Origin of the sequence: Microcystis sp. M31BS1 (assembly GCF_020245285.1) — a bacterium.
Taxonomy (GTDB): domain Bacteria; phylum Cyanobacteriota; class Cyanobacteriia; order Cyanobacteriales; family Microcystaceae; genus Microcystis; species Microcystis panniformis.
In genome coordinates this window covers 19,884-34,819 of sequence record NZ_JADBVE010000229.1, presented here as the reverse complement: position 1 = coordinate 34,819, position 14,936 = coordinate 19,884, and the positions used below count along the sequence as shown (strand labels likewise).

General features: G+C 42.9%; 13 protein-coding genes and 2 pseudogenes. 2 read left to right on the top strand and 13 right to left on the bottom strand.

The genetic code is table 11. The features are described 5' to 3' along the window. Positions 1–237: 237 nt before the first annotated feature. Complete coding sequence (gloA, locus tag IM509_RS13695) at positions 238–648, bottom strand: lactoylglutathione lyase (RefSeq protein WP_002758448.1); 411 nt, start codon at positions 646–648, stop codon at positions 238–240. Positions 649–1,068: 420 nt separating this feature from the next. Here gloA and IM509_RS13690 point away from each other — a divergent pair, with 420 nt between their 5' ends. Then, the gene (locus tag IM509_RS13690) at positions 1,069–2,229 is read left to right on the top strand and encodes a PulJ/GspJ family protein (protein WP_185237792.1); all 1,161 of its coding nucleotides are present in this window, start codon (positions 1,069–1,071) and stop codon (positions 2,227–2,229) included. A 244-nt stretch (positions 2,230–2,473) separates the two neighbouring features. Here IM509_RS13690 and IM509_RS13685 read toward each other — a convergent pair. From IM509_RS13685 to IM509_RS13630, 12 genes and pseudogenes are all read right to left on the bottom strand, one after another. Then, positions 2,474–4,101: pseudogene (locus tag IM509_RS13685) on the bottom strand (IS5 family transposase). 252 nt (positions 4,102–4,353) lie between these two features. Next, positions 4,354–5,874, bottom strand: coding sequence for an anthranilate synthase component I (trpE, locus tag IM509_RS13680; RefSeq protein ID WP_185237779.1), 1,521 nt, complete (start codon positions 5,872–5,874; stop codon positions 4,354–4,356). A gap of 134 nt (positions 5,875–6,008) precedes the next feature. Then, positions 6,009–6,434, bottom strand: coding sequence for a photosystem I reaction center subunit II PsaD (locus IM509_RS13675; protein ID WP_002740397.1), 426 nt, complete (start codon positions 6,432–6,434; stop codon positions 6,009–6,011). A 168-nt stretch (positions 6,435–6,602) separates the two neighbouring features. Then, on the bottom strand, positions 6,603–8,240 hold the full coding sequence (locus tag IM509_RS13670; protein WP_052277113.1) for an ABC transporter permease: 1,638 nt from the start codon (positions 8,238–8,240) through the stop codon (positions 6,603–6,605). A gap of 65 nt (positions 8,241–8,305) precedes the next feature. Next, entirely contained in the window at positions 8,306–8,833 is a 528-nt protein-coding gene (locus IM509_RS13665) for a hypothetical protein (RefSeq protein WP_052278489.1), read from the bottom strand. 29 nt (positions 8,834–8,862) lie between these two features. Further along, a pseudogene (locus IM509_RS13660) lies at positions 8,863–9,045 on the bottom strand (Tse2 family ADP-ribosyltransferase toxin); the annotation flags it as partial. Between the two features lie 65 nt (positions 9,046–9,110). Continuing rightward, positions 9,111–9,551 carry a type II toxin-antitoxin system VapC family toxin gene (locus tag IM509_RS13655; RefSeq protein WP_002758462.1) on the bottom strand — a complete coding sequence of 147 codons (441 nt, stop codon included), beginning with the start codon at positions 9,549–9,551 and terminating at the stop codon, positions 9,111–9,113. After that, positions 9,551–9,778 (bottom strand): hypothetical protein, encoded by a 228-nt coding sequence (locus IM509_RS13650; RefSeq protein WP_002758463.1) that lies wholly within the window; start codon positions 9,776–9,778, stop codon positions 9,551–9,553. The genes IM509_RS13655 and IM509_RS13650 overlap by 1 nt, the downstream gene beginning before the upstream one ends. Before the next feature lie 180 nt (positions 9,779–9,958). Beyond that, entirely contained in the window at positions 9,959–10,768 is an 810-nt protein-coding gene (locus tag IM509_RS13645; protein WP_052277111.1) for an MBL fold metallo-hydrolase, read from the bottom strand. 61 nt (positions 10,769–10,829) lie between these two features. Continuing rightward, positions 10,830–11,417 carry an anthranilate synthase component II gene (locus tag IM509_RS13640; RefSeq protein ID WP_052277110.1) on the bottom strand — a complete coding sequence of 196 codons (588 nt, stop codon included), beginning with the start codon at positions 11,415–11,417 and terminating at the stop codon, positions 10,830–10,832. A 127-nt stretch (positions 11,418–11,544) separates the two neighbouring features. Next, complete coding sequence (locus IM509_RS13635) at positions 11,545–12,045, bottom strand: pentapeptide repeat-containing protein (protein WP_052277109.1); 501 nt, start codon at positions 12,043–12,045, stop codon at positions 11,545–11,547. Positions 12,046–12,047: 2 nt separating this feature from the next. Next, entirely contained in the window at positions 12,048–13,436 is a 1,389-nt protein-coding gene (locus IM509_RS13630; protein ID WP_072926772.1) for an LCP family protein, read from the bottom strand. 767 nt (positions 13,437–14,203) lie between these two features. Between IM509_RS13630 and IM509_RS13625 the strand changes: the two genes are divergently transcribed. Continuing rightward, on the top strand, positions 14,204–14,881 hold the full coding sequence (locus IM509_RS13625) for a C40 family peptidase (RefSeq protein WP_185237780.1): 678 nt from the start codon (positions 14,204–14,206) through the stop codon (positions 14,879–14,881). Positions 14,882–14,936 lie beyond the last annotated feature (55 nt).

Here is a 14,936-nt window from a genome sequence, read left to right as displayed (position 1 = left end):
GTTTTTCTATTAAGCTCAACATATCTTTCAAAAGTTCGCGTTCACTTCTCATTTTACAAAGACAGTGATCGCTTTTACTTTTGATATTCTGATGGGAGAATGAAACAGCCCTACCCTTATCAAGGGGGACAGGGGGAATCGGCACCCCCCTTATCAAGGGGGGCAGGGGGGATCGAACCTAAAATCCATTTTTAACTTAATTATAACCAGCTACTTAAGTTTTTGACGACAATAAATTTAAGCCGTGGCCACGGCAGCACCCTGGGTTCCTAATTGAATTAACTCGATCTTGTAGCCATTAGGATCTTCCACGAAAGCAATCACCGTAGAACCGTGTTTCATCGGGCCCGGTTCCCTGGTGACATTGCCACCAAGAGCTTTAATTTTCTCACAGGTGCTATAGATATCATCCACGCCTAGGGCAATATGACCGTAAGCATTACCGACTTCGTAGCGATCGACTCCCCAATTATAGGTCAGTTCGATGACAGCATGATTAGCCTCATCGCCATAACCGACGAAAGCGAGGGTAAATTGACCATTGGGATAGTCTTTCTGACGCAATAACTTCATTCCTAGCACATCGCAGTAAAATTGTAGAGATTCCTGCAAGTTATTGACCCGGAGCATGGTGTGTAAGAGACGCATGATTATTTAGATGACATCGATCGAAAAATTACCTATCCTTGATTGTAACCAGTCCTTGGGCCTTCTTATCTCCTTGAGGGTCAACCATTCAACTAATACAAATGTACAAAAACTCACTCACTCCCAAAAGCGATTAATAGCTGTAACCAAAATCACCTTTCTGGCCATATTTCAATTACTATCTATGGGATTTTCTTAGGCTATGATGTAGTTATTGGTGAAGTTAGTCAGGTCGAGACATTTTTGATCGGGAGTTTTCTAGGGAAATTTTGAAGGTAGTAGGTAGTAGTAAATTTTCAGTGGTTTCCGAAAACCCCTTTCGACTTAATTGACCAGTAGTTTAATAAAACCTCTGTGACTGCAATAAATGTTAAATATTTAGGGGAGTACAGAACAGAGAAATTGGGACGGGTTAAAGCTATGCGTTTTTATTTGGAGTATATCAATCACTTAGGTCGTTTACAGAAAAAATCCGCTCATCGTCGTCTGCAAGCGGGTTTCACGATTACAGAAGTTTTACTAGCAGGTTTGATGATGCTGATTGCCGTCTTGGTGTCGGGAAATGGCGTAATTAACCTGCTCAGAAGCAATTATCGAGCTAATGCTAATAGTGAAATCCAAAATAATCTTAATCGTACTCTAGAGTTTGTTTCAGATGAAGTGAGACGAGCAAGTAGAATCGCTAATTCTGAAAAGCAGATCAAGAGTAAGAACGTACCCACAGGAGCGCGACCAGTTCTAGCTTTCCAAATTCCCGACCCCAACAATCCGGGTCAGGCACTCCCCGATCAGATCGTTTACTATACCCAGATCCCTAGAACTGATGATAGCTTGACCGGTCCACGAGTCCTGTGGCGCTTCGGTCCGAACTTGGACGCTAATGGCAACTACATCACCCCCGACAATATTGATACTTGGCAACGTTCCCCCGTCACCGATATGTTAGCAGCGCCTGCTAATAACCCCAATTGTCCTGGGAATTTTAACCGAATCCCCGCCCTTGGCGACGATTTTTATACCTGTGTTCGCGAGGGTCGTGGTAATCAAGTGATTTTGAATGCCAACGCTCAGGTAAATATGACTACCAATGAGGAAGTTAACTACTTTGTCAGCACCGGAGTTTTCCCCAGAGCTGCCTTGCCATTATTCCGCATAGTCAAACCTTATAATCTCGACGTAGATACTGGGGGTACCAAAGCAACTCTACCCATCCTTACCGTGTCAGCAACTGTTACAGCTAAAGTTATTCAAGGATCAACTTGTACATTCAGTTCTTCCGAACCTTACTGCGGTGTTGTTACTGCACCTGACAAATATTTGCCCGGGGTACCGGAAAAACCTTTGGATTCACCTGTTGATGCAGATGCTGGAGATGGCATTGTGGTTCATGTGAATGGGTTGCGTAATGCCTATGAGGATCCTAACAATCAAACCGTACCGGATGTATATGCCTCTGATCATAATGGCAGTTTACCTCCAGGCATCGATCCCCTTACTAATAACCAAATTTTATTCGTGTTTACGACTAAAACGACTCCACCAGACTCCTATTCGATTTTAGTAACCATTGTACCCAAGTAGCTAAACTTATGGCAATAAGCTGAAACCTTGATGTTATCCCCGTTAGTTAACCCTATTCTTTCTCGGAAATCACGGCAAAATCCCCTTAACTGGAATGAGGTTCAATAGGGTTTGCGGCAAAAAGTTTTCGGTGGGGGTAGGGTGTGGGGTGTGGGGTGTAGGGTTTTACCCATTTTCAGGGGGTCAATTACCTAGGGTCTGCTGAAAAAGTCATTGAAAAGTACAGGTCTCTTAATCAATGATTTCACTTAGCTCCAAGCATAAGCTTTAGTTGTTGATTAATTTTTAAGTTATAACTTATCCTAATCATTGACCGAGAAAAAGTGCTGTTTTTCCATTTCAGACATAAAAAAGCCCAAAAAACCTGCCTCAACAGGTTAGAAAGATTCATGACTAAAAAAGTAATAGCAATCGCTGAAAAGGAAGTATGAGGAAGTTTAGCCATCACTTTACCTAAGCTAAATCTTCTTTTCCCCTGTCCAAATTTGCCCTCTATACAATTCCGAATCCTCTCATCATCGGTAGCTTGTTTCTTTTGTTCTTTACTAACATTTTTGGCTGGTCTTCCTAATGGGGGCCCACTGATTCTGATTCCCCTTTCTTTACACCAAGCTCGGTTTTCTCTGGTTCGATAAATTTTGTCCACATGAACTGATTCTGGATAGTATCCTGTATAGTCATAATAAGCTTCTATTTGTGCTTTTAAATCTCCCGATTCATTAAAGTTATCCCAACTAATCTGGTCTAAAAATATGTAACCATCTATACAGCTTGCTGAGAATTTGGCCCCAAATTCTCCGGGTTTTCCAGCTTTTCCTCTGACTATCGGACGGATATGGGGTTGAGTTAAGCTGACAATTCTGTCTTCAATACTCTGTTTGTTATTTTGGTACATCCAGAGTGGTTGGCGAGCAACTTCTGTGACTACTAATAACAGTTTATAGTCTCTTTTTTTCCAGCTTTGTAGAGAGGCTCCTTCTGCTAAAAGTTGTTCAATATGGTCGAGATTTCTTTTCAGATATTGCAGTTGTCTTTTCAGAGCTTTTCGTCTTTGTTTGACGGTAGGTTTTCTTTTTTTTGCTACTTCTAAATAACTTTTTCTGGCTAGGAGACGATAGGTTCTCGGTTTTTGAACAAGTTTTCCTTTTAAAGTTTCATAGAGAATATCAATAATTTTTTCGGTTTGTTTTCTTCCTTGATTTAACAGGTTTAAATCCGTAGGATAACTAATATCTGCGGGCGCACAACTGGCATCTAAAATTAATTTACCTCGATTTTCTGGTTGACTTTGGGTTTCGCTCTCTAACTTTTTTTCGGTGTTTTCTTCTTCTTTTATTTCTCTCGAATTTTTGACCATAAAGCGATTCACTTTATTAATTAGTTCCAGAGTGATTCTTTCTCGAAAGTGAACCAACATTGACGCTTCAAACTGGGGTTCATTGCTGTAGGCTGAAAACCCCAAGAAGTATTGTAAATAAGGATTTTCCTTGATTTGTTCTACCGTTTCTCTATCGCTTGTTCCTAATTTTTCTTTAATAATTAATGCTCCTAGTGCTGTCCTAAATGTTTTGGCGGGTGCGCCCATTTCTTCTGAAAAAAGTGATGCGTATTCCGCTTCAAATTCTGACCAGGGAATGAGGTTGGCCATAATTACCCAACGATTGTCTTGGGATAATTCAGCAATTCTCATTTTGAAACGATTTTGCGTTGTTTCAGCGATATAGAGATTCGTTAAGAATTATTAACCCCTCTAGGTGCAGGGGTTTTAATGTCATGAAACCTTAAAATGAGAATTGCTGGGGATAATTTCCCCTCAAAGGGCAGCTCGAAGTTTTCTGGTGGGGTTGAGGGTAACTCGCTTTTACGGTACATTAGCACTAATTAGAGAAGATGCAAGGGTGATGCAAGGGTGATGCAAGGGTTTTAAGAGATTCTAGCAGATTTAAGTGCATTTGGGAAGCTCTCAATCAAGCTAAAAGCCCTTTCCTGTAAGGTTTTTACCATTATTCAGCAAACCCTACCTAATTTTCAGGGAAAAAGTGCCTAAATTTCCCCCCCGATCACTCCAATCACTGGCACTTTTTGATGGGAAACAAGTCTCAAGGACGATCCTGGGCAAAAAATCTAACTTAAACAGCGAATTGCCTCCAATAAACCCCTGGCTTTGTTGAGGGTTTCTTCATACTCTTTCTCCGGCTCAGAATCGGCTACTAACCCTGCTCCCGCTTGCACAGAAACCAGATAATTTTGATTACCTTGGGGACGAACAATCATAGTGCGAATTGTGATGGCACTATTTAACTGTCCCTCGAAATCGTAGTAACCATAAACCCCTGAATAGGGACCACGACGACAGGGTTCTAATTCATGAATAATTTCCATAGCACGAATTTTCGGGGCCCCACTGACGGTTCCCGCGGGAAAACAAGCTTTTAATAAATCCCAAGCACTTTTATTGGTGGCTAAATACCCCACCACATTACTAACAATGTGCATAACGTGGGAATAACGTTCAATGATCATTAATTCATCCACTTTAACCGTACCTCGATCGCACACCCGGCCTAGATCATTTCTCCCCAAATCCACTAACATAATATGCTCGGCAATTTCTTTGGGATCTTGCAATAAATCCGTTGCTAAAGCTTGATCTTCACTGAAGTTTTGTCCCCGGCGACGGGTGCCAGCAATTGGTCTGACTGTAGCCTTTATTTTACCTAATTCGTCCCGTTCTGCCTTAACCATCACTTCAGGACTAGAGCCAATAATTTGCCAATCCTTAAAGTTATAAAAAGCCATGTAGGGAGAAGGATTAATCAGACGCAAGGAACGATATAAATCGAAGGGATGACCCTGATAATTGGCATTTAAACGCTGGGAAATAACCACCTGAAAAATATCCCCCGCTTTGATGTAATCCTTAGCTTTTAGGACATTTTGACAGAATTTTTCCTGAGTTGTATTGCTTTCATAGACTAATTCTTTTCCCTGACCAACGGGTAATAATTCCAGGGTTTTGGCATTAGTTGGTAGGGGTAATCGTAACTTCAGAACTAACTGTGTCACTCGATCGCAGGCCGCTTGATAAGCGGCCGCTAAATCGGGATTATTACCCCGAATATCGGCATAAGCGATCGCCCAGATTTTCCGTTTAACTTGATCGAAAATAATCAGATTATCCACCTGCATCCAAATACCATCCGGTAGATCGGCATCCGTAGCGGGATAAATAGGCACTCGCGGTTCAATCCAATTAATTAATTCATAACCCCAAAAACCAAATAAACCCCCTATTCCCGCAGGTAATTGCGGCAATTTAACCGGCACGATCGGGGCTAAACATTGGGTTAAAATCTCGAAAGGATCCCCCGAAAAAATCTCTTGAGAACCATCGCGAAAAGTCTGGGTGGTGGTGTTTCCCCGTGCTTCTAATACCCAGACGGGATCGCCTCCTAAAAAGCTGTAGCGTCCCAAGGTTTCGCCCCCTTCCACCGACTCTAATAAAAAATTGTAGGCTTGATCGGCACAAACTTTATACCAGGCCGAAACGGGTGTTTCTAGGTCAGCGATCCATTCTTGATAGACAGGAATAAAGTTACCTTGGCCAGCGAGTTGACGAAAGCGATCAAAGTCGGGGAAGATCATATTTTGATGGTTCAAGAAACGGATAGCACAACACTTGTAGCCGATTGCGATCAGAGAAATCGAGAGTCAGAAGTTAAATCTTGGGGCTAAATAGCTTCTAAATCTAACTCCCCACTCTCGATTTTAGGGATTATTTATGCTTCGTAGGGAGTGACACCAGAGAACTTAATTGTCGCTGGTTCGGGGTTTTTGCCGATATTGCGGTCTTTTTTGCCGAAAAATTCACGACCGGCGTTAACTTTTTCGGGGAAGACACCATCAGCGGGGTGGAGATACTGCACTTCACCACTGGGGTAAATCCGATAGATTTTGTAATCTTCGATTTTGGGCTTAAATTTCGTCCGGAATTGGGTACCAAGAGCGAGCGCGTGTTCTTTGCGGGCCAAATAGAGGAGATTTTCGCCTTCGTTCATGATAGCGGCGCCACCGGTGGGCATTTCAAAGACTTGTTCTTTGCTGCTTGTCCAGGTGATGGCGTACTTTTCTTCCAGATCGGCTTTGGCGAGTAAACCGCCCGTGCTGCCACCGAACTTAGGAGCTTTTCCAGAAAGTTCTGTCATAGGATTTTGTTCTCTCTACAAAAATAAAGAAAAGGGGTTTTAGGGAATCCTATCACTGACACCCCCCCTCTCTAGTAGTCTTGTCAAGAACTGTAACATTATTTTGTACTAGACTATAGAACTAAGCTGCTGGCCGATCGCCAACTTGTCCAGGAATCGGCCACCACTTTAATCGATCGCCCGTCGGGAAATTTGCCAACTTAAAAAAATTACCGGAATTAATCCCACTAAGACAATGGCCAGGGCCGGTGCCGCCGCTTCCACCAAACGTTCATCACTGGCGTATTGATAAACGCGCACCGCTAGGGTATCAAAATTAAAAGGTCTTAACACCAAAGTAGCCGGTAATTCCTTCATCACATCGACAAAAACTAACATAGCCGCCGTCAATAATCCCCCCGACAAAAGAGGAATATGCACTTTAATTAAAGTTGCACCAGTGCCATAGCCAAGGCTGCGGGAAGCATCATCTAAACTAGGTTTTATTTTACTTAAACTCGATTCTAACGTGGAAAAAGCTACGGCTAAAAAGCGGACAATATAGGCAAAAATCAAACAGAAAATCGTACCGCTCAGAATTAAATTGATATTTAATCCCTGATTGAAAAAGTTATCTAATTTACCGAGAGGAATTAAAACCCCCACGGCGATAACTATGCCGGGGATAGCATAACCAGCGGCCGCAATCCGCACAGAACCCTTAAGAGTTTTATTCGGATTAAGTCTTTCCCCGTAGGCGAGAATTAAAGCTAAAACCACCGCAATAATTGCGCTTAAACTGGCCAGAAAAAAACTGTTTCCCGACAGACTAAAAAAGTCATTATTAAAAGTTTCTTGGGCATGATTGAAGGCTAGATAGGCTAGATAAAAAGCAGGGGCAATAAACCCAAGAAATATCGGCACAAAACAGGAGATCATTGCCAAAAAACTGCGAACAAATCCTAGCTCGTACTTAGTCGGTGACTGGAAACGATTGGTCATTTCATAGTAACGAGCTTGACGACGGGAGGATTGTTCAAGGAAAACTAAAACGAGGATAAATACCATTAAAACTGTTGATAACTGTCCCGCTGCTATACGATCGCCCATACCGAACCAAGTATTATAAATCCCCGTGGTAAAAGCATTAATGCCGAAATACTGCACCGTACCAAAATCGTTCAGAGTTTCCATTAAAGCTAGGGCCAATCCCGCCATAATTGCCGGTCTTGCTAGGGGTAAAGCGACAGTAAAAAAACCGCGCCAAGGGTTACATCCCAAGGAGCGACTTGCCTCCACTGTGCAGACAGATTGTTCTAAAAAACCGACCCTTGCTAACAGATAAACGTAGGGATAAAGCACCAGTATTAACATCAGAATCCCCCCCCAGAGAGAACGGATATTAGGAAACCAATAATCTTCGACACTATTCCAACCAAGAAGACTTCTTAAGAACGTCTGCACCGGACCAAAATAGTCCATCATATTGGTATAAGTATAGGCCAAGAGATAGGCAGGAGCGGCAAGGGGTAGTAATAATAACCATTGAAATTGTTGACGACCGGGAAATTGACACATCGTTATTAACCAAGCGGTGCCAACACCGATGATTAAAACGCCGCTGCCCACCCCACCCATCAACCAAAAAGAATTAACTAGATAATCCCAGAGAACAGTTTCGAGCAGATGTTGCCAGACTTGACTGGAGTTAGTTAATAAACTACTGGCCACCGATAAAATTGGCAGGGAAACAAGCAGGGCAATTAGTAAAACTGCAATTGTCCATCCCTGTCTAAAAAAAGAGCGATATTCTTTCAGCAAAAACATTTTTAATAAGATTGTTAAAGCAATTTTTAGAGAACGGTCTAGTTATGCCTTCTTCGCTTGTGAGGTCAACTTACAGCCAGCAGTTCATTAAGCTTGTTTTTCAGATTTGGCGATGTCATCAGCGGGTTGTAAACTTCTCCTGCGTAAGGTTGCCAAACATAACTAGGGCTAAAGGAGCGAAATACTGGCAATATTCCTAGCTCGCCTGCAAGTGGTTTCGCTAAAACCAGTCCTGGGATAGATAGATTGGATGATTCTTCGATAAGCTCAGTGTATGTTCTAAATTCATCGACTTCAACACCAACCAGTCCATAACGGAAGGTGGGGGCAAATCGTAGGGACTGATAGAGTAAAATACCTAACTCTGTCATTGAATAGGCACTTTCAGGGCTGTCTATTCCCACTTCGCTAAGATTATTTGGTGAAACGCGACACCACCAATTTTCTTCTATGTCTTGGAATGTGTCTGTGCGACATTGGCACTGGCGACCATTTGACAGCAACAATGACATTCCCTGAAAATGTTGAGCAAATTTATCGGCCTTGCTCTCATCAGAACCACATTCTGCGGATAAACTAAATATCCATGCCATTTTCATAGACTCCTATTGTGTGTATGCCACTAATCCACCTTTTCCCAATATTTTTGGGTCTTTGCCAATGCCGCTTCGTACCTTTCTAGAGCCATTGTAACTCTTGGCATGATGCTAACGTGGGTTGGGCTATCTTGGACAGCCTGTAAATCTCCTGCAATAATGCTGTCATCAATCTGCCACAAAGGAGCTTTGCCCATGCCGCCAAATTTTGGCTGTAACTGCTCACTTTTCACTCCTCACCCCCTCACGAACCAAAAAGCCTGTAAACTTGATTTTATAAGGTGGATTTGCTATTATTTGGCTCTTGCAAGCGATGCAAGCACTCCTGAACTGATAACACAGGTACCGATGAATTCAAAAACCCTTGATTATCTCGGGTCAAGATAGCATCAAGTCCTTGAGCTACAGCACAAGCAACCTGAATCCCATCCTCATAATCAGCCAAACCTGAACTAAACGCTACCTCTAGAACCTCCCGGTTTACAGGGCAGATTTCCATTGCTGTCAATGTCTCTGAAACTGCTTGCCGTGCTTGCTCAATACTGCGCGTGTGTCTTCGAGCAATGTAAAAAATGTCCGTGAGGGTTGTGGCTGTGACATACCCGACGATCTGACCGGAATCGATCGCCTGAAATAGTCGTTCTGCATCTTGGAAAAATAGCTCTCTCTGCAATAGAAAATCTAGGAGAACATTAGTATCAATTAAAACTCTCACTAAAGGTATTTCTCCAGCCGACGCTCTTCCAACATGGCAGCTACTTCTTGGTCGGTTGGTGCAAGTTGGTCTGTTTTGAGTAAGCCACGCATCCGTTGAATTGCACCAGCACGATCAGGTCTAGCAATTGGGGTACTCTGCAAGGACTCAATAATGGCGCTAACCAGCGCAAGTCGCTCGCTCGGTGATAGCTTAACCGCTTCTTCCTTTAGGTCTTGTAGTAACATAGACATTCCTTGGGGCTGAATATTCTGGAATTTCTTAAAAATAATTATAACCCTGATTTATGATCAGGGCTGTAGGGCGAGTTAGCAACAACGTAACCCGGGGAATATCAGGAAATTGATGGTGCGTTACACGAGAAAAAATTAGTTAATCAATAGGACTAGGTCATTGGCTCCTAAAAATTAGGATTTCTCTAACAGTTTGCGGTAGTCAAACACGCGAATGAGCGTCCCTTTTTTGGGTAAATCGGCGGCACGAATCCGTAATTTATTGTCCTCGATCAAACGGATATTTTTATCCTTGACTAACTTGAGAAACTCATCTACAGACACCAATTCACAGGCATTTTTATCGGCGGCACTGGTGAAGTATTGCGTCGGGACAGCTATTCGCGGTTGTAAAACTTCGATCGCCTGTTTTGCTTCTTGGGGATTATAATTTTTGGGACCACCTCCCACGGGAATAAAAGCTAAATCCGGCGAACCTAGGAGAATTCTTTGTTCTAATTCGAGCGGGGCGGCTGCCCCCCCTAAATGGACAATACTAATCCCTGCTTGGGTCCAACGCCAGGCCACATTCATGCCGAAACGTTGCCCCCCCATGCGATCGTGGGCGATACTAATACCCTGTAGTTTTAATTTACCCAGATCGTAGGCCCCCGGCTCAAACAAAATTTTCGGATTACCGGGTAAACCCTCGGCCGCCCCTTCATCCCACAGTTGACTACTAATTAAAACGATATCTGCTTCTACTTTTGGCAAAGGAAAACCCGCCGTACAACCAATTGCCCGGAAAGGATTAACTAGGACTCTTTGCCCTCCTCCGGTGAATAAAAAGCAACTATGACCCAACCATTGAACTAAGAGGGAATTATCGGGTTTTTGGGGGGAAGTGGGGTTAGTGGGTTTGGGTTTAGTTTCCGCTAAAACTGAGCCTACTGCCACGGTTAAGAAACTTGTCCCCACCGATAAGATAAAATCTCGCCTTTTCATAAATGTAGATGCAGAATTAATCAAGTTAAGGTTAATTTCAGGGGTTGGGGATTAGTAAACACTAGAGGGATCGGAGAAAGTTTCTTAAAAGTTCCTTGCCGGCAGTGGTTAAAATACTTTCGGGATGAAATTGTACCCCTTGAATCTGGGGGTAATCCCGATGACGGACTCCCATGACCGTACCATCTTCTACCCAGGCCGTGATCTCTAAATTATCCGGCATGGTGGAGCGATCGATCACTAAACTATGGTAACGGGTGGCAGTAAAAGGATTTTCTAAGCCTTGAAATACCCCTTCACTGTTGTGATAGATGGGGGAAGTTTTGCCGTGCATCAAGACCGGGGCCGAGACCACATCCCCTCCGAATACCTGACCGATACTTTGATGACCGAGACAGACACCCAAAATCGGCAAATGGGGGCCAAATTTGGCGATTAATTCCAGAGATATGCCCGCATCGACCGGACGACCAGGACCGGGGGAAATGACAATCCCATCCGGCCGCATTTGTTCGATTCTGTCCAGATCGATTTTATCATTACGATAGACCTCGATCGGTAAGGCGATCGGAAACTCGGAGGCTAATTCTCCCAAATACTGGACTAAATTGTAGGTAAAACTATCATAGTTATCGATGACGATTATCAAGAGTCTCTCTCCTTTCTCTAGCCTCGCTCAGTATTTTCATTCTACACCTCTGCTGTCTTGATCGAGATAGCCGGGGTGTAGGGGGTAGGCTATTTTTGAGCAGTCAGCTAAAATCTGCCCGGAATTGCTAATCACAGCCTAAACTATCTCTGGTGGCCACTCCCGTGACTGGATTAATGCCATCGGCCCGTTCACACATTAACTTGACCTGATAGTGATCAATTACGGCGTTAGTGAAATCGGCCCCGGTAATAATTGTGTCATAAAAACGGCTGCGAGTAGCGATCGCATCGGTAAAAATAGTATTAGTTAAATCGGCAAAATCGAGGGTAACTCTATCTACCAAAGAGGCGGTTAAATCGGCCCCTTTTAAGTTAGCTTTTAAGAGGACAGCCTCGGTGAGAATGCTATAGGATAAATCGGCCCCTTCTAGGTTAACTCCCCGCATTGCGGCAGCTGCGAAAACTCCTCCGCGCAAATCCTGATGGGAAAAATCCCGATCTTGCAGCTGGGCAAAACTATAGTTAATCGTTTTATCTTGGGCCAAAGCCACCGGACGGGCCGCGAAAAGTAGCCAAAGAATCGCCAGCAAAATAATTAAAACCAGACTGAAAAAATTTTTCAACATTGTTACTGTTGAGCGTCAAAAAACTGGGACACATCATCACCCACCCGAATAGTTAGGTCTGAGTCTAAAGCACCAGTGGAGGATGATTCTACTTTACCGATTCCCAATTGATTTTTCAAGAGGTTAGCGGACTGAACATCACCTTTTTGGGCAATAATTGCGGTGGTTTCTAGCTTTTGGGAGGAGTCATCGCTAATATAAACATTTGTGTAGCCCTGTTTGGCCAGATAATTGCGAGTACGACGGGCTAAACCTTTGGTATGGGTGGCATTTTGAATGGCAATCCGCAGACTATAAACGGAGGTTTCTCTCCCCCCATAGTTATCGGTAAAATTATTAGCCACAATGGTTCTAATTTCGCGACGGTTCAAAATCCAATAACTGCGACCATCGTATTCCTCGAGGTTATTAAACCGGCCGGGGAGTAGGATCATTCTTAAGTCATCCTGTTTAATTTCCCGGCCAAAATTAGCGATAGCCAGCATTTCCTCGACGCTTAAGTTCGTATCGATATATTGTTGTAAAACCTGTACTGCTTTCGGGAGACTGGGGAGAATTGTCGGACTAAAAATCTTTTGTTGGAGTGCTTTTAATAAAATTTGTTGTCTTTGTACGCGACCAATATCGCCGTATTGCGGGTTACGAAAACGGGCAAATTGTTCTGCTTGGTCGCCGTTGAGATTTTGCCAACCCTCTTGTAAATCAATTTCTAATTTTTGGGTGACATCTTTATGATACATTCGTTCGGGTACATAAACTTCTACACCCCCGACTAAATCGACTAATTCCTTGAAGGCATCGGTAGTCACCCGCACATAGCGATCAACGGTGACATCCCCTAAAGTATTACTGACCACTTCTGCCGCTAGAGTCGGTCCACCGTGAACGTTAGCATCGTTGATTTTAGTAAAACCATGGCCGGGGATTCTGACGCGGCTATCGCGAGGGATAGACAACATTCTCACGGTTTTATCGCTAGGATCGAAGCGCACTAGGAGCATGGTATCGCTGCGACCTTTAAATACATCGTCGCTGTTTTTGGCATCTAAAACTCGATCGATGCCCATAACTAAAATATTAACAGGACGAGAAAGCTGCTGATTGATTAAGCTATTCCAAGCTTGATCCTCAAGGATGTCTGTTTGGGTGGGAAAAGATGTTTTTTGGAAGATAGCCCCAATTGGTGCGGGTAAGGGACTAATTAAAGCGACGGTGGCCCCAACAGTGGCGGAAACTAGGGCGGTAAAACTGAGGGTTATTCCCCAAAATAAGCCCTTTTGTAGGGGAGATGCTTTTTTTAAACCGGACATGACTGAACTGACCACCGCGACGGTATTTTCTGAGTTTTGGCTGTATTCTTGCTTTTCAAACCGCCCCGAAACATTGGCCATGGACTAACCTCAACATCTGATTAAAAGCTTACTTTAAGTAGGGAGGAACAATTATTTGTAGGATGGGTTAGCGGTAGCGTAACCCATGCGGGCGTTGGGTTTCATACTTCAACCCAACCTACGTTCATCTTATATTTAATTCCACCCACCCAGGAGGTGACTGTTGATCGATAGAATCTATCTCTAGCCCAAAAGTTCCAGATATTGGCCACTCCCCTCTCGCCGGCTATTGTAACATATTGTTAAGGAACTGGCTATCCTAGACCTGTTGTAAAAATCAAAAATTGTTGTTAGGGTTAGGAGTTGGTGGCCAGTAGCCAGTAGTCAGGAGAATTAAAAACGAATAATAAACGATTAAATGCTCTATTCACCGATTGTATGCCATTTAATCCTTATTTTTGCCGTTTTTGAACCCTGAAAGGTTAATTATGCCATAGGTTTAATAATTTTTCAGGGATTCAGTTCGGTTATAGATTATCTTTATGGCCAAGAATTAAGGCTCTCTTAGGTTTGATGGGTAAAATGTATTCTAAGATACAGTCCTGCTGGCGAGCGAGTGGAAGGAACCACTCCAGACACAGAGGACACAAAGATTGATCGCTTCTATAGTAAGTTAAACTGCTCACACAAAGAATAAGAGAGCCGAATTAAGAGAGGTGGAAACTTGAAGATGACAGAACGAACTAAGGTTATTCTCCTCGTTGTTATCCCTTTGCTTTTGGCTAGTAATGCAGTTTTTTCTGTCAATAAATTCTGAGCTATTTTTTATGCAAATCATCTCCCTTCCCCCATCATCCACCCAGGAATATATCTGTATAAGAGACTTAAATCTCTACAATTCTCCCAGTTGTCAAGAGTTAGCTACCCAAGCACAACAGGGAAGACAATTAAAATTTATTTCCCTAGAAATTACCGAAAAAGGGCTACAAATTCAGCTAAGGGAAGATAATTATTTAGCTTGGTTATGCGGAGAAGATTTAGATGCAATTGCGGTGGCCACCACAGCTTATCAAAAAATTCCTCTAACTCGTTCCGACATAGAAAAACATATTCCTGAGATTATCACTTTTACTCAGGAAGCAATGAACCGTACCAATCATTATTTCTGGGGTGGAACCCTTGCACCTAATTACGATTGTTCAGGATTAATCCAGGCTGCTTTTGCCACTTTTGGTATTTGGTTGCCGAGGGATTCCTATCAACAGGAGGCTTTTTGTCAAAAAATAAACCGAGAGGAATTACTCCCAGGAGATTTAATTTTTTTTGGTGATAAAAGAGTTAATCATGTGGCGTTATATCTAGGTAATAATCAATATATACACAGTTCAGGAAAAGAAACAGGTAATAATGGTATCGCTATCAATCTACTCACCGATGATAGGGATAGCGTCAGTCGTTATTATTATCAAAAATTATGGAGTTTCGGTCGAGTTATGCACAATTAATCAGTTATCAGTTATCAGTTATCAGTTATCAGTTATGGGTTTACTGTTCACTGTT